The 20327-nt window shown below is 64.7% G+C and carries 22 protein-coding genes and 2 tRNA genes; 22 read left to right on the forward strand and 2 right to left on the reverse strand.

Annotated elements, in window-relative coordinates; all coding sequences use genetic code 11:
• Positions 1–57: 57 nt before the first annotated feature.
• The 5 genes from C4900_RS04690 (at position 58) to C4900_RS04710 (ending at position 4779) form a co-directional block, all read left to right on the forward strand.
• Positions 58–504, forward strand: a complete 447-nt coding sequence (locus C4900_RS04690; RefSeq protein ID WP_114282424.1) for a bacteriohemerythrin — start codon at positions 58–60, stop codon at positions 502–504.
• 805 nt (positions 505–1309) lie between these two features.
• Positions 1310–2575, forward strand: a complete 1266-nt coding sequence (gene glyA, locus C4900_RS04695; RefSeq protein ID WP_065970305.1) for a serine hydroxymethyltransferase — start codon at positions 1310–1312, stop codon at positions 2573–2575.
• Between the two features lie 4 nt (positions 2576–2579).
• Positions 2580–3059, forward strand: a complete 480-nt coding sequence (gene nrdR / locus C4900_RS04700) for a transcriptional regulator NrdR (RefSeq protein WP_065970303.1) — start codon at positions 2580–2582, stop codon at positions 3057–3059.
• A 23-nt stretch (positions 3060–3082) separates the two neighbouring features.
• Complete coding sequence (gene ribD / locus C4900_RS04705) at positions 3083–4135, forward strand: bifunctional diaminohydroxyphosphoribosylaminopyrimidine deaminase/5-amino-6-(5-phosphoribosylamino)uracil reductase RibD (protein WP_065970320.1); 1053 nt, start codon at positions 3083–3085, stop codon at positions 4133–4135.
• 38 nt (positions 4136–4173) lie between these two features.
• A complete protein-coding gene (locus C4900_RS04710) occupies positions 4174–4779 on the forward strand; it encodes a riboflavin synthase (RefSeq protein WP_065970301.1) in 606 nt (201 codons plus the stop codon).
• Here the strand turns inward: C4900_RS04710 and C4900_RS04715 are convergent.
• Both C4900_RS04715 and C4900_RS04720 read right to left on the reverse strand, forming a co-directional pair.
• Positions 4763–5098 (reverse strand): hypothetical protein, encoded by a 336-nt coding sequence (locus C4900_RS04715; protein ID WP_141689270.1) that lies wholly within the window; start codon positions 5096–5098, stop codon positions 4763–4765. The two genes, C4900_RS04710 and C4900_RS04715, sit on opposite strands and share 17 nt — an antisense overlap.
• Before the next feature lie 148 nt (positions 5099–5246).
• Positions 5247–6413 carry a protein kinase domain-containing protein gene (locus C4900_RS04720; RefSeq protein WP_065970297.1) on the reverse strand — a complete coding sequence of 389 codons (1167 nt, stop codon included), beginning with the start codon at positions 6411–6413 and terminating at the stop codon, positions 5247–5249.
• Positions 6414–6479: 66 nt separating this feature from the next.
• Between C4900_RS04720 and ribBA the strand changes: the two genes are divergently transcribed.
• The 17 genes from ribBA (at position 6480) to C4900_RS16180 (ending at position 20215) form a co-directional block, all read left to right on the forward strand.
• Positions 6480–7586 (forward strand): bifunctional 3,4-dihydroxy-2-butanone-4-phosphate synthase/GTP cyclohydrolase II, encoded by a 1107-nt coding sequence (gene ribBA, locus C4900_RS04725; protein ID WP_065970295.1) that lies wholly within the window; start codon positions 6480–6482, stop codon positions 7584–7586.
• Positions 7583–8062 (forward strand): 6,7-dimethyl-8-ribityllumazine synthase, encoded by a 480-nt coding sequence (gene ribH, locus C4900_RS04730; RefSeq protein ID WP_065970292.1) that lies wholly within the window; start codon positions 7583–7585, stop codon positions 8060–8062. Before ribBA ends, ribH begins: the two co-directional genes overlap by 4 nt.
• Positions 8063–8111: 49 nt before the next feature.
• Positions 8112–8483: a transcription antitermination factor NusB gene (gene nusB, locus C4900_RS04735; protein ID WP_114282426.1), complete on the forward strand. Its 372-nt coding sequence runs from the start codon at positions 8112–8114 to the stop codon at positions 8481–8483.
• Positions 8484–9455: a thiamine-phosphate kinase gene (gene thiL, locus C4900_RS04740; RefSeq protein ID WP_065970288.1), complete on the forward strand. Its 972-nt coding sequence runs from the start codon at positions 8484–8486 to the stop codon at positions 9453–9455.
• Entirely contained in the window at positions 9436–9900 is a 465-nt protein-coding gene (locus C4900_RS04745; protein ID WP_065970286.1) for a phosphatidylglycerophosphatase A family protein, read from the forward strand. Before thiL ends, C4900_RS04745 begins: the two co-directional genes overlap by 20 nt.
• Complete coding sequence (locus tag C4900_RS04750; RefSeq protein ID WP_065970281.1) at positions 9876–10385, forward strand: CinA family protein; 510 nt, start codon at positions 9876–9878, stop codon at positions 10383–10385. The genes C4900_RS04745 and C4900_RS04750 overlap by 25 nt, the downstream gene beginning before the upstream one ends.
• 59 nt (positions 10386–10444) lie before the next feature.
• Entirely contained in the window at positions 10445–11488 is a 1044-nt protein-coding gene (gene recA / locus C4900_RS04755) for a recombinase RecA (RefSeq protein ID WP_065970280.1), read from the forward strand.
• Positions 11485–11937 carry a regulatory protein RecX gene (locus C4900_RS04760; RefSeq protein WP_065970278.1) on the forward strand — a complete coding sequence of 151 codons (453 nt, stop codon included), beginning with the start codon at positions 11485–11487 and terminating at the stop codon, positions 11935–11937. Before recA ends, C4900_RS04760 begins: the two co-directional genes overlap by 4 nt.
• 35 nt (positions 11938–11972) lie before the next feature.
• Positions 11973–14552, forward strand: a complete 2580-nt coding sequence (alaS, locus tag C4900_RS04765; protein WP_114282428.1) for an alanine--tRNA ligase — start codon at positions 11973–11975, stop codon at positions 14550–14552.
• A gap of 74 nt (positions 14553–14626) precedes the next feature.
• Positions 14627–15868, forward strand: coding sequence for an aspartate kinase (locus C4900_RS04770; protein WP_065970274.1), 1242 nt, complete (start codon positions 14627–14629; stop codon positions 15866–15868).
• 131 nt (positions 15869–15999) lie between these two features.
• Positions 16000–16203 carry a carbon storage regulator CsrA gene (gene csrA / locus C4900_RS04775; RefSeq protein ID WP_065970271.1) on the forward strand — a complete coding sequence of 68 codons (204 nt, stop codon included), beginning with the start codon at positions 16000–16002 and terminating at the stop codon, positions 16201–16203.
• A gap of 55 nt (positions 16204–16258) precedes the next feature.
• A tRNA-Ser gene (locus tag C4900_RS04780) sits at positions 16259–16352 on the forward strand.
• 320 nt (positions 16353–16672) lie between these two features.
• Positions 16673–16749, forward strand: a tRNA-Arg gene (locus tag C4900_RS04785).
• 685 nt (positions 16750–17434) lie between these two features.
• Positions 17435–18709, forward strand: a complete 1275-nt coding sequence (locus C4900_RS04790) for an MFS transporter (RefSeq protein WP_170132409.1) — start codon at positions 17435–17437, stop codon at positions 18707–18709.
• A 453-nt stretch (positions 18710–19162) separates the two neighbouring features.
• The gene (locus C4900_RS04795) at positions 19163–19498 is read left to right on the forward strand and encodes a hypothetical protein (RefSeq protein WP_211306767.1); all 336 of its coding nucleotides are present in this window, start codon (positions 19163–19165) and stop codon (positions 19496–19498) included.
• Positions 19498–19845 carry a nucleotidyl transferase AbiEii/AbiGii toxin family protein gene (locus C4900_RS17140; protein ID WP_411675214.1) on the forward strand — a complete coding sequence of 116 codons (348 nt, stop codon included), beginning with the start codon at positions 19498–19500 and terminating at the stop codon, positions 19843–19845. Before C4900_RS04795 ends, C4900_RS17140 begins: the two co-directional genes overlap by 1 nt.
• Positions 19846–19882: 37 nt before the next feature.
• Complete coding sequence (locus C4900_RS16180; RefSeq protein ID WP_211306768.1) at positions 19883–20215, forward strand: hypothetical protein; 333 nt, start codon at positions 19883–19885, stop codon at positions 20213–20215.
• Positions 20216–20327 lie beyond the last annotated feature (112 nt).

The raw sequence follows: 20327 nt of genomic DNA on the forward strand, positions 1-20327 counted from the left end.
AGAGATATACACTGGCCGACGTCATCGTCTCATAAATCTTACCAAGGTGTATCTTCGATGGAACAATTACTGGCATGGACGGATGATTTGAGTGTCGGAATCGAGGAAATCGATAGACAGCATAAGGAGCTTGTCAATATATTGAACGAACTCCATGAGGCCATCACGCAGCGACGGGCATCGACCGCGTGCGTGGCCATCCTCGATAAGTTGATCGAATATACGCGCGTGCACTTTACGGTGGAGGAAAGCCTGTTTCGCATCCTCGGCTATCCGGGGTACGGACCCCACCATCAGGAACACGAGAAACTAATCGAACAGATCGTGGGATTCCAGCGCAAGATCAAAGACGAAAACAGCAACGTCACGTTCGAATTGCTGCATTTCCTGCGCGGGTGGCTGACCCACCATATCCTGGGCACCGACAAGGCCTACGTCCCCTTCCTGCTCTCGAAGGGCGTAGAGCGTAAGCTATCGACCAAAACCTTCTGGAAGTTCTGGTAGAAGGAGATCGGTGGTCCGTGGGTCGCGCACGGCCTTAACGATGTGCGATGGCCGTCCGTGATGGGCGGACGCCCCGGATGGCCCTCCACACAAGCCGATAGGGCGCGATGGCGCAAGCCCCAGCGGGACAAAGAGGCGCGCGATCAGCGAAGCCCCGGCATCTCTCTGCGGCCACGCCCACACCGACCCATCGCCCGCGATTCTGGGCGGATAGGGCGCCCGCCCTGGCGGGACCGCTGCGGGGACCGCACCCGGATCCCCAGGGACCGGGACCAGTACGATCCGGACAGGCCCCAGGGGCCCAGGGGACCGGTGGTCCTTCAGGAGGGTCCCCGCAAGGGGGGTTAAGGCTCACCGGGGCGGGGCCAGACCCCGGCCATTCCGCTCATCTCGGGCCAGCCCAGGGTCGGCCGTAGGCCCGGCGGGGCTGGCCGTAGGACCGGTGGTCACCGCCGCCCACGCCCAGGCGGCCACGACCCTACCCGCTCTGCGCCATGGCCGGGGGATTTTAAGTCTCTGGGGCGACTTTGGCCAATCCCGGTCCGACCGACGTCGCGCGGGGTCCCGGATTCGCGCCTGCATCGCGCAAGGCCCGGTCACGGCCACCCGGGTCGATGCGGCCGTGTGGCCACCCGTTTTGCCATGGGCTGATGGTTGCGGTGGGCGCGCCGACGCGCTGGGTTGCAGGGCCCTTCGCGGCCGGATCCGGCGCCCGAGGCCGCGCGGGGTCATGCACGGCGGTTCGAGATCAGGTATCCTAAAGGGGCTTGTAGCGTCGACGATCGTCGCCAGAACGAGGAACCGGATGTTTAGCGAGAAGAGCTTGAAGAATATCGACCGCCCGCTGTGGGAGGCGATGACCAAGGAACGCGGACGCCAAGAGGATCATATCGAGCTGATCGCCTCCGAAAACTATACGAGTCCGCATGTCATGGCGGCGCAAGGGTCGTGCCTGACCAACAAGTATGCGGAGGGTTATCCTGGCAAGCGCTACTACGGGGGTTGCGAGTACGTGGATGTGGTCGAGACCTTGGCCATAGAGCGGGCGCGCACCTTGTTCGGCGCCGACTACGCCAATGTACAGCCGCATTCCGGATCGCAGGCCAATGCCGCGGCCTATCTTGCGCTCATCAATCCCGGCGACACGATTCTCGGGATGAGTCTTGCGCACGGGGGCCACCTGACCCATGGGGCCAAGGTGAATTTCTCGGGACGGCTTTTCCATGCCATCGGCTATGGCGTGGACCCCAAGACCGGCCTGATCGATTATGACGAGATCGCAAGACTCGCGCGCGAACATAAGCCGCGCGTGATCGTAGGCGGGTTCTCGGCCTATTCGCGGGTCATCGACTGGACGCGCTTCCGGGAGATCGCAGACGAGGTGGGGGCTTACCTTTTGGTGGATATGGCGCATGTGGCCGGCCTCGTCGCCGCCGGGCTTTACCCAAGTCCGGTCGGTATCGCCGACGTCACGACCTCGACCACCCACAAGACCTTGCGCGGGCCGCGTGGGGGGCTGATCCTCGCGCGCGCCAATCCCGAGATCGAGAAGCGCCTGAACAGCGTGATCTTTCCGGGGACCCAGGGTGGTCCACTTATGCATGTGATCGCCGCCAAGGCGGTGGCGTTCGCCGAGGCCATGACGCCGGAGTTTCAGACCTACCAGCAGCAGGTGGTGAAGAATGCCCAGGCGATGGCCGATATGCTCATGAGTCGCGGCTTCAAGGTCGTCTCCGGCGGTACCGACAACCACCTGATGCTTGTGGATCTCATCGAGCGGCCGGTGACCGGCAAGGAGGCCGAGGAGGCCCTCGGCCGCGCCTATATTACAGTCAATAAGAACGCTGTGCCCAATGATCCACGGTCGCCGTTTGTGACGAGTGGTATCCGCCTGGGCACCCCTGCCATAACCACGCGCGGGTTTGGGGAGCGCGAGACGCGCGCCCTGGCGGGCTTTGTGTGTGACATCCTTGAGCGGCCGAGCGACGAGGAGCTGACGGCGCGCGTGCGTCGCGAGGTGGCGAACCTGTGCGCACGCTTCCCGGTCTACGGCGAAGACGTCGTGATCTAAGGCCATGCGCTGCCCCTTTTGTTTTGCCGAGGATACGCGGGTGATAGATTCCCGCCTCGCAGACGAGGGGGATGCCGTGCGCCGGCGCCGCGAGTGTCTGGCCTGTCGCGAACGGTTCACGACCTTCGAGCACGCCGAGTTGCGCCTCCCGCAGATCATCAAGTCCGACGGGCGTCGCGAGCCGTTCGCCGAGGCCAAGCTGCGTGCCGGTCTCCAGCGCGCGCTTCAAAAGCGGCCGGTGGATGCCGCGCAGGTCGATGCGGTCGTGGCCTATGTGCGACGTTCGCTCATGGGGAGCGGTGAGCGTGAGATCGCAAGCCGCCAGATCGGGGAGTGGGTCATGGAGCAGCTGCGTGTGCTCGACAAGGTCGCCTATGTACGCTTCGCCTCCGTCTATCACGCCTTCCAGGACTTAAACGCGTTTCGCGAGGAGGTGGAGCGTCTGGAGGACCAGGAGGTCACCGGGCTGTCTTCGAAGTCGTGAGCGCGGCCGGCGATAGCGTCTACATGGCGCGCGCCCTGGAACTCGCCCGTCGGGGCATGGCCACCACCCACCCCAATCCGCGGGTAGGCTGCGTCATCGTGCGTGGCGATCGGGTCGTGGGCGAAGGGTATCATCAACGTGCCGGCGAACCGCACGCCGAGCGCCTGGCCTTGTCGCAGGCGGGTGGGGCGGCCCGTGGGGCGACGGCCTATGTCACCCTCGAGCCATGCTGTCATACCGGCCGTACCCCACCTTGCACCGATGCCCTGCTCGCGGCCGGGATCGCGCGCGTGGTGGCCGCCATGGAGGACCCGGACGCGCGCGTCCGGGGGCGCGGACTCGAGGCGTTGCGGACCGCGGGTGTGGCCGTGGACGTGGGCCTCATGGAAGGGGAGGCCGCCCGTCTGAATCGCGGCTTCATATCGCGAGCGGTACGCGCCCGCCCGTTCGTGGTGGCCAAGGCCGGGATATCCCTTGATGGGCGCACGGCGCTTGCAAGCGGCGAGAGTCAGTGGATCACGGGGGCCGCGGCGCGTGCCGATGTCCAACGGTTGCGCGCGGTGATGGGTGCCGTCATGACCGGTACAGGCACGATCCGCGCGGATGATCCGCGGCTTACGGTGCATGAGGGGGCGCCCCGCCAGCCCTTGCGCGTGGTCGTCACCTCCAGTCTGGCGATACCGCCCGACGCCCGGATTCTCGCCGGGGATGCCGACCTTATGGTCCTCACGACGACGGACGGGCCGCACGGTGACCGCCTGCGCGCCTCGGGCGCCGAGGTCGTGGCGGTGGGTGGCGCACCCGGTCAGGTGGATCTTGCCGCCGGGCTTGGGGCGCTCGCGGCCCGGGGCGTGAACGATGTGTTGGTCGAGGCCGGACCGACCCTGCTCGCAAGCCTCCTCGACCAAGGACTGATCGATGAATTGCGGCTCTATGTGGCGCCCATGCTCCTTGGTAACGGGCGCCCGTTGGCCGATTTCACGCTCGCCAAGCTTTCGGGGGCGAGGGCCTGGCGGTATGATGAGGTGCGCAGCGTAGGGCGCGATCTGCGCCTGATATTGACCCCCGAGACGTGAGGGCCCGCGCAGTCCGCGGTGACGGGGAGGGGCATGCCATGTTTACAGGATTGATCCAAAGCCGCGGCACGGTCGTGCAGCGCGTCGCGCGCGCGACCGGGGCCAGGCTGACCATTGATGCGCCGGAGTGGGCCGTTAATGGCTGGGTGCTCGGTGAGAGCATTGCCGTAAACGGTGTGTGCCTTACCCTCGTGGAGGGTTCGGCATCGGGTTTCTGTGCCGACCTGTCCGCGGAGACCCTGGCGCGTACGGCCCTGTCGTCCCTGCGGCCGGGGCATGCGCTCAACCTTGAGCGCGCCTTGAAGGTGGGGGAGTCGCTGGGCGGACATCTGGTCACGGGGCATGTCGACGGGGTGGCCACGGTCCTACGGCTCGAGCGCGACGGGGATGGGCGGAGATTGGCACTCGAGATCCCGCAGGCCCTGACGCGCTACGTGGCACGCAAAGGGTCGTTATGCGTGGATGGCGTGAGCCTCACGGTCAATGCCATAGAGGGCACCGTTGCGCATTTTGCTATCGTACCCCATACGCTTTCGGCCACGACGCTAGGTGGGCTCGTCCCGGACGCGCCGGTGAATATCGAGGTGGATCTGATCGCTCGCTATCTGGAGCGTCTGCTGCCGGAGTTCATGGGGCGACCGTGAATCGGGTCCTGGCACGCGCGATCAGCGTCGGTGACCCCTGTCCCCAGCGGGCATAAAGCAGACTCACGACCTCATAACGCCCGGGTGGTGCCTGTCTTGGGATCGGCAGCGTCACGCGCGCCTCATAGACGCCACTGCCTGTGATCTCATGGCCTATGAAGGCGCGGTGATTGGCGACCAGCCGGCCATGTGTATAGAAATCACGGATCTCGACGATATGCAGGGGGCCTGTGCCGCGCCGCAGCGCCAGCTCCTTGGTCAGGACCAGCGAGCCGCAGGGTCGGCCGCGTCGTGGGCGCACCAAGAGGCGATAATGCAAGACTTGAATCTCCCCCGGGGCCAACATGCCCAAAATATGGGTCCGTGCGTAGGCCGTGGACCACGCCGTGCCTACCCGGCAGCCCGCAGCCGAGGTCCGGTGGGGATGCGCGGGGAGCGGAACGCAGCCGACCGCTACCAGGACGAGGCTAACCGCCCCAAGCGTGCGCCAATGCGGCATAGGCTCCCGGGCGTATGACAGTCTTGGGGTGGGCGGTACCAGGGCGTGCCGGGGTGGTAGCCGGCCTCGCCGCGGGGCTTATCGTCGAGCGAGGCCTAGCACCTTTGGGCATCACGCCATGGGCCATACGCACGACCGTATGGGCCATGTGCGCGACCGGCTGCAGGGCCGCCTGGCGATGGGGCCATCCGAGCTTGACCCCGAGCAGTACCAGGGCCACGACGAGCGCGACCGCAAGCCCCAGGCGTTTGCGCCCGGCCAGTGGCCGTCCCCAACCGGGCCGTTCGTGGAAGGCCGGCAGCATCGGGTTGATCGACGGCTCGTCGAAGAGGTCGGAGAGTTCGGCGGCCGACAGGGCGGCGGCGAATGCGCCGGTGGTCGGCGCCGCGGGGGCCATGCGGCCGTCGGCCGGCTGATCGGGTGGTGGCGCGGGTTCCCGGGGCCCCGTGTCCACGGCGGCTGTATCGGTGTCATCCGACCGGTGGGCAGCGGCCACCGCCAGGCGTAGGGCGCGGGCGGTGGGGTAGCGTCCCAGGAGCGCCCCGCGCACGACGTCTGTCAAAGTCCCGGCCTCGGCCCCGAGGAGTTCCTGCATGAGGCGGCCTGCGGCGCGCACATCGTCAGCCGGGGTGGGCGGGGACTCGCCGAGGCTCGTCTGCCGGAAATCCAGGAGCTTGATACGCTGGTCGGTGGTGAGAAAGATGTTGTCGGCGCGGATCGCTCCGTGGGCGAGCCCTTGACCATGAACCGCCTCGAGTGCGCTCAAGACCTCCTGTATCCATTGTGCCACACGATCCTCGGCCAGCGTCCCGACGCGCTCACGGCGGGCCTTCAGGGTCTCGCCGACCAGGTATTCGAGGATCAGGACCGAGGGCTCGGACCACAGGCCGTGCAGGGTGACGATATGGGGATGGCCAAAGCGCGCGAGCACCCGCCCCTCGGCGATCACCGAGATGGCGCCGCGGGGGGCGGTCTTCAAGGCTACGGGCCGGTCCAGACTCAAGTCCTGGGCCATGTAGACTACACTGCGCGGCCCGCAAGACAGGGTGCTCAACACCAGATAGGGACCCAGGGTCCGCCCGGGCTCAATCAGTGAGGCGCGTGGTTCATTGCGGCCGGTTCTATGCGGTTCCATCGACTTCCATCCCCCGGTCAGTCATAATTCGGGCCCGGTCAGCTCGTCGGTTGCAGTGTCACGTTCATGCCTATAAGCCCTATCTCCGAGATCATAGACGAACTCAAGGCCGGCCGCATGGTGGTCATCATGGACGACGCCGACCGTGAAAACGAAGGCGACCTTCTGATGGCCGCCGAAGCGGTCACGCCCGAGGCCATCAATTTCATGGTACGCCACGGGCGCGGTCTCGTCTGTCTGACCTTAACCCCAGAGCGCTGCCAAAGGCTGGGGCTCGAGCCCATGGTCAAGGAGAATGGTTCGCGTTATGCGACACACTTCACCGCCTCCATAGAGGCCGCCGAGGGCGTGACCACCGGCATCTCCGCTGCCGACCGGGCCGCCACCATTCGCGCCGCCATCGCCCCGCAGGCCAAGGCGCGCGATCTCGTGAGCCCCGGCCATATATTTCCGATCATGGCCCGACGCGGCGGCGTCCTGGCGCGCGCCGGCCATACCGAGGCCGGTGTCGATCTGGCCCGTTTCGCGGGCTTCGAGCCGGCCGCGGTCATCTGTGAGATCCTGAAGGATGATGGCGAAATGGCCCGTCAGCCGGATCTCGAGCGCTTCGCGGCCGAGCACCACCTGAAAATCGGCACGATCGCTGACCTCATTCATTATCGCCTACAGCATCATTCCAGCGTACACCGCCTGGATGAGCGGTTGATCGAGACCGTCCACGGGTCGTTCCGGCAGGTGGCCTACCACGATGACATCGAGGACCGCGTCCATCTGGCGCTCGTATGTGGCGAGATCGATGCCCAGCCGCTGCCGGTACGCGTGCACGTCCAGGAGAGCCTCCTGGATCTCGTGAGCGATGTCCATGCACCGTCGTGGACGCTTGCCGGCGCCTTGCGTCATGTCGCGGCCGCCGGGCGTGGGGTGGTGGTGTTGCTGGATCAGCCGGCGCCCACGGCGTCGACACTGGCGCGCCTCAAGAGTCCGATCCCGGAACCGGTGGCCCCCCTCGGCGCGGGGCGTGAGATCATGCGCACCGTGGGTCTTGGGAGCCAGATCCTGCTGGATCTCGGGGTGCGCAAGATGCAGGTCCTGGGGCACCCGCGCAAGACGCCGGGTCTCGCCGGGTTTCATTTGGAGGTCGTGGAATACGTGACACCCAGGGGGAAGGAATGAGTAGCGAGCGCGTGATCGATGGATCGTTGGTGGCGGGGGAGGCGCGCTTTGGCATCGTCCTGGCGCGTTTCAATGCCTTCGTGGGCGAACGCCTTCTAGAGGGGGCGCTCGATACCCTGCGCCGCCACGGGGCGGCGCCCGAGTCCATTACCGTGGTGCGCGTACCTGGGGCCTTTGAATTGCCGCTAGCCGCCCAAGCGATGGCGGAGGCGGGTGTCTACGAGGGCCTCGTGGCGCTGGGCGCGGTCATCCGCGGCGCGACGCCCCACTTTGATTTCGTGGCCGGGGAATGCGTGAAAGGGCTCGCGCAGGTCGGCCTTAAGACCGGCGTCCCGGTGGCCTTGGGCGTACTGACCACCGATACCGTCGCCCAGGCCATAGACCGGTCGGGGGCCAAGGCCGGCAACAAGGGGGCCGAGGCCGCCCTGTCGATCCTGGAGATGGTCGACGTCCTGCGCCGCCTGCGACACTCATGAGCGGGGCGCGCTCGCGCGCCCGCGGGCAGGCACTGCAGGCCTTGTATCAGTGGCAGCTGACCGCCCAGCCCCCCATGACATAGGCCGGCTATTTCTACGCGATCCGGAGAGTACCGGTGGCGTCGACGAGGCCTATTTCGCAGAACTGATCCGCGAGGTACCGGTGCATGTGGAGGAGCTCGATGGTTTGCTGAGCGCGCACCTCGATCGCGCCATTGCCGAGGTCGACCCGGTCGAGCGCGCCATCCTGCGCATCGGTGCCTATGAGTTGTGTTATCGTCTCGAGATCGGCCCGCGGATCGTATTGAACGAAGCGGTGGAGCTTGCCAAGCGTTACGGGGGTGAGGCCGGCCACAAGTTCGTGAACGCCGTGCTCGACGGCGTGGCCAAAGTCGTGCGCGCCCCCGGGGGGCGCCGTTGAGTGGATGAATTCGATCTCATAGAAGAGTTCTTTACGCGCCCGGCGCGGCACGCGGAGGTGGTCCTCGGGGTCGGCGATGATGCCGCCCTGTTGACCCTGGCCGGGGCCGCGAACACGCTTGCCGTGACCACCGACACCCTGATAGAGGGCGTGCATTTTCTGCCGTCGGCCCCGGGTTTTGATGTCGGCTACAAGGCGCTCGCGGTGAATGTGAGTGATCTTGCGGCCATGGGCGCGTGCCCCTTGGCGTTTCTTTTGAGTCTGACCTTGCCTGCGGTCGATCGCAGGTGGCTTGCCGGTTTTCGTGACGGCCTCTTTGCGCTCGCCGATGCCGTGGGTCTCGACTTGATCGGTGGCGACACCGTACGCGGACCGCTTGCGGTGACCATCACTGCGCTTGGTACCGTGGCGCCGGGGACAGCGCTACGCCGCGATGGGGCGCGACCGGGCGATCGCGTCTACGTCTCGGGCCTGTTAGGGGAGGCGGCGCTCGGCTTTTTCCTGCGTGCCGGACGCCTGTCCTTGCCGCCCGAGTTCCAGGAGTCGGTGCTGGCCCGGCTCGACCGTCCGTGGCCGCGGATCCATGAGGGGCAGGCGCTGATCGGTATCGCCTCGGCGGCCATCGACATCTCTGACGGGCTGGTTGCCGATCTCGGCCATATCCTGAAGGCGAGCGGCGTGGGCGCGAGGCTGGATCTGCGCCGGCTGCCCCTGTCCGATGCCTACGACGCGGCGTTCCCGACCTTGGGCTACGATCCCGCGCTGGTCTTCGGAGATGATTACGAGCTCTGTTTTACGGTACCGCCCGAGCGCGTGCCGGCCTTGGCGGGGGTCGCATCACGCCTGATGTGCGGCCTGCATTACATCGGCGATATCGTCGCCGGCGCGGGGCTTACCCTGCACGATGGTCAGGGCGCCTATACGCCGGCGCGCGCCGGCTACAACCATTTCGATGATGCGGGATCGCTTTAGTGTGTGGTGGGCGACCGGCCTCGGGGTAGGTTGGTCGCCCCGTGCCCCGGGCACCATGGGCTCGCTGGTGGCGCTCGCGCTGTGGTGGCCGGCCGGGTCCTGGGGGCTTCGACTCTATGCCGTATTGCTCGCCGCCGCGATCATTATCGGTGTGCCGGTCACGGCGCGCGCGGCCCGGGTCCTCGGGCGGCAGGACCCGCCGATGGTGGTTTGGGATGAGGTCGCGGGGATGGGTGTGGCCCTGTTTGCGGTTCCGCACCAAGTCCTTTGGTTTGCGGTGGCCTTTGGCCTGTTCCGGCTGTTTGATATCGTAAAGCCGTTTCCGATCGCGCGCCTCGAGGCCTTGCCGGGCGGCTATGGCATCATGTTTGACGATGTATGGGCCGGCCTCTATGCCGCGCTCCTGGTCCACGGAGGCCTATGGATGGCAAGCGGCACGCCCTGATCCGGACCCTGGCGGCCGCGGTCGGCGCGCGATTGGCGGCTGCAGGACAGACGGTAACCGTCGCCGAGTCCTGCACCGGCGGCCTGTTGGCCGCGGCCCTGACCGATGTCCCTGGCAGTTCGGCCTGGTTTGGTTATGGGTTCGTGACTTACGCACCCGAGGCCAAGCACAGGCTGCTGGGAGTCGCCTGGGAGCGCCTGGATGGGAACACCATCGTCAGCGAGGCCACGGCCCTGTCGATGGCGCGCGGGGCGCTTGCGGTGAGCGGTGCCGATATCGCGATCGGCGTTACCGGGATTGCCGGGCCCACGGGCGGGACCCCGGAGTGCCCGGTGGGCACGGTGGCGATCGGTTGGGCCGCAGACGGCTGGGAACACGCCGCGACCCATCGTTTCACCGGGGACCGTTCGGCGGTGCGCGCGCAGGCAGTGGTGGCGGCCCTGGATGGCCTTCAGGGTCGGCTGGGGCCCGCTTTTCCTGGCTAGGTCCCAAACAATGCTTTATGAGATAATCGCCCTCTTGCGCGATTCGCGGGGGTAATGGAATGGATGTCAACAAGGGCAAGGCCTTGAGCGCCGCTCTCGGTCAGATCGAAAAGCAGTTCGGGAAGGGGTCGGTCATGCGGCTCGGCGATGCCGGCGAGGTATCGGCGGTCGCGGCCGTGCCTACCGGATCACTGGGGCTCGATATGGCGCTCGGCATCGGCGGCCTGCCGCGGGGCCGGGTGGTCGAAATCTACGGCCCGGAGTCGTCGGGCAAGACCACCTTGACCTTGCATGTCGTGGCGCAGGCCCAAAAGGCCGGGGGTACGGCGGCGTTCATCGATGCCGAGCACGCCCTCGACCCGGCCTATGCCAAGCGTCTAGGGGTGAATGTCGATGATCTCTTGGTGTCGCAGCCGGATTCGGGCGAGCAGGCGCTCGAGATCACCGATATGCTGGTGCGCTCCGGCGGAGTGGATGTAGTGGTCGTCGACTCGGTGGCGGCGTTGACGCCCAAGGCCGAGATCGAGGGCGAGATGGGTGACTCGCATGTCGGGTTGCAGGCGCGACTCATGTCGCAGGCCTTGCGCAAGCTCACGGGTAATATCAAGCGCTCGAACACGCTCGTGATCTTCATCAACCAGATCCGCATGAAGATCGGGGTGATGTTTGGCAACCCCGAGACCACGACCGGGGGTAACGCCCTCAAGTTCTATGCCTCGGTCCGTCTGGACATCCGTCGCATCGGCACCATAAAGCGTGGCGAAGAGGTGATAGGTAGCCAGACGCGCGTCAAGGTCGTGAAGAACAAGATCGCCCCGCCCTTCCGGCAATGCGAGTTCGATATCCTCTACGATCAAGGCGTGTCGAAGGAGGGTGAACTGATCGAGTTGGGGGTGGCCTCGAATCTGGTGGAGAAGTCCGGGGCCTGGTACTCGTATGGAGGCGAGCGCATAGGCCAGGGCAAGGACAATGCGCGTCAGTATCTGCGCGACAACCCGACCATTGCCGCGGATCTGGAGGCGAAGCTCCGGGCATCGTTCATGACCAAACCCGCGGGGACATCGGGCGATGACCTGGTGCCTGATGGCGGGGATGATGTGTGAATGCAGGGCGTGAGCCTGCGAGTCGCTATGGCCTGGCGCTGCTTGCGCGGCGCGATTATAGCCGGCAGGAATTGATCGAGCGCCTGTGTCGACGGGGTTATAGCGCCGCCGAGGCGGCAGACGCCGCCGCCGAGCTCGCCGCCAGCCGGGCGCTTTCCGATGAACGCTACGCGGCCGAACGGGTCCGCGGGCGCGTCGCCCAGGGGATGGGGCCTGTGCGTATCGTGGTGGAGTTGAGAGCCAAGGGGGTGTCGGCCGAGATCATAGCCGCGGCACTCGCCCCGGAAGAGGGGGCATGGGCCGCGCGGGCGGCGGCTGCGCGCACCAAGCGCTTTGGGATGGCGATCCCGGAGGATCGCCGCGAGCGCGCGCGCCAGGCGCGTTTCCTGCAGGCGCGAGGCTTTCGCCACGAAGATATTATTTTTGCGGTGGATGCGCAGCAAGACTGACCCGATAACGACAACCGAGCACACCATAGCACACCATGAAGAGCACCGAGATCCGTAATCGTTTCTTGCAGTTTTTTGCGCGTCACGGCCACGAGGTGGTGGCGAGCAGCCCGCTCGTGCCGGCTAACGACCAGAGCCTGCTCTTTACCAATGCCGGCATGGTGCAGTTCAAGGATGTGTTTCTTGGGCGCGACCGGCGTCCCTACACGCGTGCCGCCAGCGCCCAGCGTTGCCTGCGCGCCGGCGGCAAGCATAATGACCTGGAGAATGTGGGTTATACCGCGCGCCATCATACGTTCTTCGAGATGCTGGGGAATTTCAGCTTCGGAGATTATTTCAAGCGCGATGCCATCCGCTACGCCTGGGAGTTCCTGACCGGCGAGATGGGCCTGCCGGCGGATCGGTTGTGGGTGACGGTGTTCGAGGGTGACGATGAGGCTGCGCGTATCTGGTTAGACGAGATCGGAGTGGATGCGGCGCGTTTTAGCCGCATCGGCGAGGCCGACAATTTCTGGTCCATGGGCGACACCGGTCCGTGCGGGCCATGTTCGGAGATCTTTTACGATCATGGCCCGGGGATTGCGGGAGGGCCGCCCGGCAGCCCCGAGGCCGATGGCGACCGGTATGTCGAGATCTGGAACCTCGTCTTCATGCAGTTTGATCGGGACCGCGAGGGACGGCTGAATCCTCTGCCCAAGCCCTCGGTGGATACCGGGATGGGGCTCGAGCGCATGGCCGCGGTCATGCAGAAGGTGACGAGCAATTACGATATCGACCTCTTCCAGGGACTGATCCGGGCGGTGGGAGAGGTCCTCGACCTCAGCGATCTGCGCGACAAGTCCCTGAATGTGATCGCCGACCATATCCGTGCCGCCGCCTTTCTTGTGACCGATGGCGTCGTGCCGGGCAATGAGGGGCGAGGCTATGTGTTGCGCCGGATCGTGCGCCGGGCCTTGCGTCACGGCCATCGTCTGGGCGCGACGGATCCGTTCTTCTATCGTCTCGTGGCCCCGCTGATCCGCGAGATGGGCGAGGCCTATCCGGAGCTTGCGCGTGATCAGGCACACGTGGAGGCCGTGCTGAAGCAGGAGGAGGAGCGTTTTGCGGAGACCCTTTCGCAAGGCCTGCGGCTCCTGGAGCAGGACATTGCCGGACTTAAAGCCGGTGGTGTCATCCCGGGCGCGACGGTCTTTCGGCTCTATGATACCTACGGCTTCCCCGCCGATCTCACCGCCGATATCGCCCGCGAGCGAGGGCTGTCCATCGATATGGTGGGGTTTGAGCGGGAGATGACCGCACAAAGGAACCGGGCGCGCGCCGCGCAGAGCTTTCGTGGCGACGAGGTCGTCGTGGCGGGCGAGACGGAGTTTTGCGGCTATGAGGAAGTCTCTGTGCCGGTGCGCGTCCGTGCACTGGCCGCCGGCGGGCGTACCGTTCCGTGGTTGTCGCCCGGCGAAGAGGGAGTGGTGTTCCTGGATCGCACCCCATTCTATGCCGAGTCGGGGGGGCAGGTCGGTGATCAGGGGCTCCTCGAGGGTCACGGCGCGCGGTTCGTGGTCGAAGATACCCGCAAGGGCTTTGCGCATATCGGGCGGATGGCCGAGGGGACCTTGCGGGTCGGTGATGAGCTGACGGCGATTGTGAGCGCCTCGCGGCGTATAGCGACGGCCGCGCACCACTCGGCAACGCATCTCCTGCATGCCGCGCTACGGCGCGTTCTCGGCACGCACGTGACACAGCGCGGCTCACTTGTTGGCCCCGAGCGCCTGCGTTTTGACTTTAGCCATAGCCAGGCAGTGAGCGCCGATGAGATCGTGGCGATTGAGCAGTCGGTGAACGAGGCCATCCGCGCCAATAGTGAGGTCGCCATCGCGTATATGGCGCTCAGTGACGCGGTGAGTGGCGGGGCCATGGCGCTCTTTGGGGAAAAGTACGGCGAGCAGGTGCGCGTGGTGGCCATGGGCGGGTATTCGACCGAGCTGTGCGGCGGCACCCACGTAAGCCGTACCGGCGACATCGGGTTTTTCAAGATCGTGTCCGAGACCGCGGTGGGCTCCGGCGTGCGGCGCATCGAGGCGGTGACCGGGGCGGCCGCGCTCGACTATGTGCGGGTGCTCGAGATGCGCGTGAATGAGGCCGCCCAAGCCCTGGGGGCGACACGCGAGGACTTGGTGGACAAGGCACTGCGCATGAAGGCGCGCGTGGAGGCCCTGGAAAAGGAGATCGAGCAGGCGCGGGCCAGGGCTGGGCTCGCCGCGAGCCGGAATCTGGCGGCCGAGGCCGTTGAGCAGGGCGGGGTGAAGACCCTGGTGGGACGCCTTGACGGGGATGTGAAGGGCCTGCGCGAGGCCATGGATCGTCTGAAGGGCGAACTGCGCCCGGCGGCCATCCTGCTGGCCTCGATTGCGGGCGGACGGGTTACCCTGATGGCCGGCGTCACCCCGGACGTCGTGGCGCGCGTGAATGCCGTTGACCTCGTGAATGAGGCGGCGCGCGTGCTGGGCGGCAAGGGGGGCGGCCGTCCCGAGATGGCCCAGGCGGGCGGGCCCGATACGGGTGCCGTGGACCAGGCCCTGGAGGCGGCACGGGAATTCTTACGTAGCCGTTTCGCCTAGGGGCGGGGTTTTCGTTTACACATAAGGAAGGGCGCGGTAATCTTCGCGTCTTTCTCATGACAGACCCTCAAATTATGCCCTTGCTCGTGCAGAAGTATGGCGGCACCTCGGTCGGGACCGTGGAGCGCATCCAGGCGGTTGCAAAGCGCGTGGCGGCGGAGCGCGCGCGTGGCCACGATATGGTGGTGGTGGTCTCGGCCATGAGTGGTGAGACCAACCGTTTGCTGGCCATGGCTCGTGCCATTCACCCCAACGCCCCGCCGCGTGAGGTCGATGTGCTGCTCGCCACCGGCGAACAGGTCACGATCGCGCTCCTGAGCATGGCCCTGGAGGAGCTGGGCTGTCCAGCCAAGTCCTATACGGGCGCGCAGGTCCATATTCGTACCGACAACGTGCATGGCAGGGCGCGCATCACGGCGATCGACGATGGACGCGTCCGTCAGGATTTGGCCTCCGGCCGAGTGGTGGTCATCGCCGGATTTCAGGGGGTGGACGAAGAGGGCAATATCACAACCCTGGGACGCGGCGGGTCGGATACCACGGCGGTGGCCATGGCCGCAGCCCTCAAGGCCGATGAATGTCAGATCTACACGGATGTGGATGGTGTGTATACGACCGACCCGCGCGTCTGTCCGCAGGCGCGACGGCTCGAACGCATCACCGTTGAGGAGATGCTGGAGCTGGCCAGTCTCGGCGCCAAGGTCTTGCAGATCCGGTCGGTCGAGTTTGCCGGCAAGTATCGCGTGCCGCTGCGGGTCCTCTCGTCCTTTGATGATGGCCCCGGAACATTAATTACTTACGAGGAATCCAAGATGGAGCAGGCGCTGATATCGGGGATCGCCTTCAGCCGGGATGAGGCCAAGCTCACGATCAAAGGCGTGCCTGATGAGCCCGGTGTCGCCTACCGGATCGTAGGCGATGTGGCCCACGCGAACATCAACGTCGACATGATCATCCAGAACGTCGGGGCCGATAAGACCACCGACTTCACGTTCACCGTCCCGCGCGGCGATTACCGTCAGGCGCGTGAGATCTTGGAGAAGACGGCCGTCGCCCTCAAGGCCCGCGAGGTGCGCGGTGATGAGCGTATCGCGAAGATCTCGGTCGTGGGTGTGGGCATGCGCTCGCATGCCGGGATAGCGAGCACGATGTTTCGGGTATTGGGCGAAGAAGGCATCAATATCCAGATGATATCGACGTCCGAGATTAAGATATCGGTGGTCGTCGAGGAAAAATATCTGGAGTTGGCAGTGCGCGCGCTTCATAGCGCATTTGGTCTCGATGCCGAGACAGCGACTGTGGTGCCGTTGGCATAGAAGCTGCAAGCGTTGAGTCGGCGAGCGTCGTCTCAGGGACGAGCAGTCATGGGAAAGCGGACCCAAAGCAGGTCCTCACGGGGAGCCGGAAACCAGGAAGGCTCAAGGCAGGCTTTAAGGAGAGCGGCGATATGCTGATTCTGACGAGACGTATCGGAGAAACGCTGAATATCGGCGATCAGGTCCAGGTCACGGTGCTGGGCATCAAGGGCAATCAGGTTCGCATCGGGGTCAACGCACCGAAGGACGTCCCGGTTCATCGCGAGGAGATCTACGAGCGCATCCAGAGGGAGCGCGAGACGGGGGTTGTCGAGGAAGAGGTTCCCAAGGACTGAATCTTCGCCCGCCCTTTTCTGAAACGCCCGCACAAGGTATGCTGTGCGCTCTTTAGGAGAGATGGCCGAGCCGGTCGAAGGCGCTCCCCTGCTAAGGGAGTATGGGGTCAAAAACTCCATCGAGGGTTCGAATCCCTCTCTCTCCGCCATCATTAGAAAGCAGGACCCGCGTGGCCGACCCAGGTCTCAGGCACGTGCCGTTTCTCGTCATGCGCCGCTGCGCGGCATGGTGCGATGCGGCAAGGCCCGGTCTTTCGGTCAAGTCAGGGGTGGCGTGAAGTCTCCGGGCGCTTTATAATGCGGCGCCTTCCGCCGTGAAGGCGCAAGGAGATTGCGGAGGATGTAGGGGCAGCGGGGGCCGTTGAGCGGCGCCGGCGGGCCTTGAGAAATGCTCCAATTCTGGCACCCAAGGCCGGGAAGGGTAGCAAGAGACGGAGCAATCCGTTAGAAGAGTCGGTCGTTCCAAAACGCGCCCGTAGCTCAGTTGGATAGAGTACCTGGCTACGAACCAGGTGGTCGGGAGTTCGAATCTCTCCGGGCGCGCCAAATTCCTCGATAAAGTCCATAAGTGAGGGCGGTCCTCCTACGCCGCCTGCGGCTTCGGCGAGACCTCGTGAGACTTTTGTGGGACGGGTATCGTCGCAACACCGTCTCGGCCGCCACTGAGATTCGCAAGCCCTGCCGCCCGTCATACTCGGTGATGCGCCTGGATCGATGCCCAGGCGGGTCTTGGCGGTCTTCAAAAGAGAGATGTGGGGCACAGCCATCGCGAACGCGCGCTTCGGGTCTGGACGCACGCCCGCGGTCCTGCGGTAGGGTCGTCAAGACCGCGACCCGCCCCGAATCGTGGCGTCATGCGTCGTCGCATGATGGGCGGAGACGGGCGTATGGCCGCGATTTGGTGATCGCAAGCCGCGGTCGGCTCGACCCCTCCCCTCAACGCGGGCCTCGTCGTGTCGCCTTTCGGGTCCAATAGTACCGGTGTCGCGCCTCGCGTGGTTCCTCGGGGCCAGAGTGGCTCGATCGTGCGATCCGGTGAGTCGTGTGGGCTTAGATCAAGGCTGGCGCTACGGGCATCCTAGGGTGTCGTCGTGACGGGACGCGTTTGTGCGAACAGGAACCGCGCCGTACTTTATATCTCTAACGAGAGATGAGCTCCCTACCCCCGTCTTCTGGTGATCATCACCCCTTGCGCGTTCTGCGGCGCGCATGGAAAACACCACGGCCGTTCATGGCGATGTGGTATGGGTCCTATCTCCTGCTCGGGGCCGCCGTGGCCGGGCTCTTTGCGATCATGGTGCCGCTTGCCATTGTCGCAACCACTCACGATAGTCGGCTCGTCGCCTACGTAATCGGTGCTTACAACGCGGGGCTGCTCCTGTCTCCGGCATGGGGGTTGCTCGCCGAGCGCAGTCAGGATTACCGGCCCATCTTTCTGGGGGGATTCGCCGGGGCGGCGGTGGGCCTCGCGGGTCTGTCTTGGCCGCTTGCGCCGCCTTTCTTGATGCTGGCGGCGCTGATCGTGGGGATTGGTACCGGTGCGGCGAGCACCGTCGCCAGTCTTTTCGTGCTTGATTTTGCCCCGCGTGATGAGTGGGAGCCGCGTCTGGGCTGGCTGCAGAGCTTCAATGGTGCGGGCGTCGTGGTGGGTCTATTGCTGGCCGGCCTGTGGACTCATGATCCGACACGAGGTATCCAGATCGCCGCTGTGCTCATGCTGGCGGCAGCGATCCTTGGAGCGTATCACCTGCCGGTCTCGCGCACGCCTCGTACGCCGCGGCCAGGATTACGTCACCTCGACTGGAGGGCGTTGGCACCCTTCGGGCACAGTGAGCTTTCCGGCGGCAATGTCCTCCACCATGTGCATATACCAATCCTTGCGCATCTCAAGGAAATGCGCATCTTGATACAAAGCCGCTTCGGGCGTTTTCTGTTGTCGTGGGCAACGCTGTCGTTTGCGGTGGCGGCGTTCTTTGCGTATTTCCCGCTTCTTTTGCGCCACGTCTTTGCGATTCGGCCGGCGGTCACGGCCCTGTCTTATGCCGTGGTGGCGGCTGTCGCCATCGGGCTCTATATCGTCGCCAGCCGCTGGTGCAGTCGTTATGGGGCCATGCGCATCTACCGTTTGTCGCTATTGGCGCGCGCGGCGGGCTTTGGGTTACTGTGGATGCTGATGCTGATCCCAGGCGCCGCCCAGTCGCTACCCGCCCTCATCGGCTTTGGCATCATCGTGATTGCCTGGCCGGGTCTGAGTGTGAGTGGCACGGTCCTTACCGGTCAGCTGACTCCGACCAGCGAGGGCGCGGCAATCGGTCTTTTCAATGCCGCGACGGCCCTGGCCACGGTGGCGGGCACCTTCGCGGGCGGTCCGCTCGTGGCGCGCTTCGGCTATGCGGCGGTACTCGTCGTTGGACTTGGCGGGCTGATCGTCGCCTGGCTTCTTTTTGCGAATATTCGCGCCGGCGCTTCGACGTCGGCCGCATCATCATCAGGGCCTGGAAAGTGAATAGACGGAAGGCTGGCGCAACGACTCACCCCTATAGCCATCAATGCGACGAGGCGCTCGCTTCTACCGCACCCTGAACGGGTGCCCGCGTGACCTCTTTATGAGCCTGATCCATGCCACCGCATTAAACCACGCCGCCCTATTCGAATACCGAGCCGCTCCAGCGTCATGCCGACGCGGTCGCCGTCCACCCCGCTATCTGGATGCCCTGGAACTATCAGGCGGCGCGGGCTCCCCAACAGGCCGGCCCCGCCCGCCTAATTAGTGGCTCCGCGCGTCAGTCGAGCCTTGCGCAGTGTGGCCGAAAGGACAGTTATCTCGGAAGGCGAAGGCCTTTGCACAAGGAAAATGCGGTGGCGATAGCGGAGGCCTCTAGCCGCTTTCTGAAACTGTTGGCTTTTTCGGAGATGCGCCGACCTCGGTACGGTCGGTCTTATTCCTCCTGTATAATGATTGCGCATCTCGGATTTTTGGTTAAGCGGAGTGACTCCGATGATCGGTGTGGATCCAGAAATCATGAAGCTTATGGCCAGCAAATATAGCTGGTGGAAATCCCCTGATGAGGCGCTTGCGATGCCGGAACGTATTATCGCCCAGGTTATGGATAGGGGGGATTACGGGGACGTACAAAGGCTGGCCGCCGCGGTGGGCAACGATGTCTTACGCGATGTGCTGGCCCGAGCGCAAGCGGGGCAATTCAGCGCCCGATCCTGGGCCTATTGGCACTATCGCCTGGGCCTTGCCAAGGTAGACTGCGTACCGCCGTTGCCCACTCGGGTGTTTTTGTGATGTCGAATTTCAAACCCTGCCGGGATATCTTGCCGGCAGCGCGGAGGCGTCTGTGGCCGCAATTGCAAAAAGCTGCGGATCTAGGGTTCGTCTTGTACGACGGCACGGCTATCGCCCTTCGTTTGGGCCACCGGACGTCCGTTGACTTCGATTTCTTTTCCGAAAAATCGCTTGACCGTGACGCGATCAAGGGCGCCTTCCCGTTTATGGCGCACGCGACCTCGCTTTTGGATAAGGGTGATACCTGGAGTGTCTTGGTGCCCTGCAGCGATTCAAAGGGATGGCGTCCACATATCATTCTTTGGAAGCATCGGTTTTGGTCGAGTCGGCCGACCTGGTATTTCTGAGGACGGTGCGCTGCAGGTGGCGTCGCTCGAAGATTTAATGGCCACCAAGTTAAAGGTCATTCTTCAGCGAGCCGAGGCCAAGGACTATCGGGACATCGCCGTTATGATCGATGCGGGTGTCAGCGTGGCACACGGGCTCGCTACCGCACGCCTGATCTTTGGTCCGGCGTTTCAGCCGAGTGAAAGTCTTAAGGCGCTCGTCTATTTCGAGGATGGCGATCTGCATACACTGACGGTAACCGAGAAGAGCGCGTTGATAAACGCCGTGGCGGCTGTCGGTGATTTGCCTCGGGTCGCGCTTCTCTCACGGCAATTGACCGATGACGCTTACGAAGCATCGTCTGTTGTCGTGCCGGCAGTCCCGTCATAACGGCGTATCTGGGATAGAGTCTATCTAGACTGTCTAGAATACAGAAGGCAGCAATGGGCTGGCAGCTGTAAGAGGCCAAAAAACGCTTGAGAGAAGTCGTGAAGGCGGCAGA

The sequence above is a fragment of the Acidiferrobacter thiooxydans genome (genome assembly GCF_003333315.1).
In the GTDB taxonomy this organism is placed as follows: domain Bacteria; phylum Pseudomonadota; class Gammaproteobacteria; order Acidiferrobacterales; family Acidiferrobacteraceae; genus Acidiferrobacter; species Acidiferrobacter thiooxydans.

Excerpts from the sequence above, each read along its gene's own strand:
- C4900_RS04745 (WP_065970286.1), top strand. The coding sequence starts at position 9,436 with ATGATGCGGGATCGCTTTAGTGTGTGGTGGGCGACCGGCCTCGGGGTA.
- C4900_RS04710 (WP_065970301.1), top strand. The coding sequence starts at position 4,174 with ATGTTTACAGGATTGATCCAAAGCCGCGGCACGGTCGTGCAGCGCGTC.
- C4900_RS04770 (WP_065970274.1), top strand. The coding sequence starts at position 14,627 with ATGCCCTTGCTCGTGCAGAAGTATGGCGGCACCTCGGTCGGGACCGTG.
- C4900_RS04690 (WP_114282424.1), top strand. The coding sequence starts at position 58 with ATGGAACAATTACTGGCATGGACGGATGATTTGAGTGTCGGAATCGAG.
- glyA (WP_065970305.1), top strand. The coding sequence starts at position 1,310 with ATGTTTAGCGAGAAGAGCTTGAAGAATATCGACCGCCCGCTGTGGGAG.
- C4900_RS04790 (WP_170132409.1), top strand. The coding sequence starts at position 17,435 with ATGGCGATGTGGTATGGGTCCTATCTCCTGCTCGGGGCCGCCGTGGCC.
- ribH (WP_065970292.1), top strand. The coding sequence starts at position 7,583 with ATGAGTAGCGAGCGCGTGATCGATGGATCGTTGGTGGCGGGGGAGGCG.
- C4900_RS16180 (WP_211306768.1), top strand. The coding sequence starts at position 19,883 with ATGGCCACCAAGTTAAAGGTCATTCTTCAGCGAGCCGAGGCCAAGGAC.
- C4900_RS17140 (WP_411675214.1), top strand. The coding sequence starts at position 19,498 with ATGTCGAATTTCAAACCCTGCCGGGATATCTTGCCGGCAGCGCGGAGG.
- ribD (WP_065970320.1), top strand. The coding sequence starts at position 3,083 with ATGGCGCGCGCCCTGGAACTCGCCCGTCGGGGCATGGCCACCACCCAC.
- alaS (WP_114282428.1), top strand. The coding sequence starts at position 11,973 with ATGAAGAGCACCGAGATCCGTAATCGTTTCTTGCAGTTTTTTGCGCGT.
- C4900_RS04750 (WP_065970281.1), top strand. The coding sequence starts at position 9,876 with ATGGATGGCAAGCGGCACGCCCTGATCCGGACCCTGGCGGCCGCGGTC.
- recA (WP_065970280.1), top strand. The coding sequence starts at position 10,445 with ATGGATGTCAACAAGGGCAAGGCCTTGAGCGCCGCTCTCGGTCAGATC.
- csrA (WP_065970271.1), top strand. The coding sequence starts at position 16,000 with ATGCTGATTCTGACGAGACGTATCGGAGAAACGCTGAATATCGGCGAT.
- C4900_RS04720 (WP_065970297.1), bottom strand. The coding sequence starts at position 6,413 with ATGGAACCGCATAGAACCGGCCGCAATGAACCACGCGCCTCACTGATT.
- ribBA (WP_065970295.1), top strand. The coding sequence starts at position 6,480 with ATGCCTATAAGCCCTATCTCCGAGATCATAGACGAACTCAAGGCCGGC.
- nrdR (WP_065970303.1), top strand. The coding sequence starts at position 2,580 with ATGCGCTGCCCCTTTTGTTTTGCCGAGGATACGCGGGTGATAGATTCC.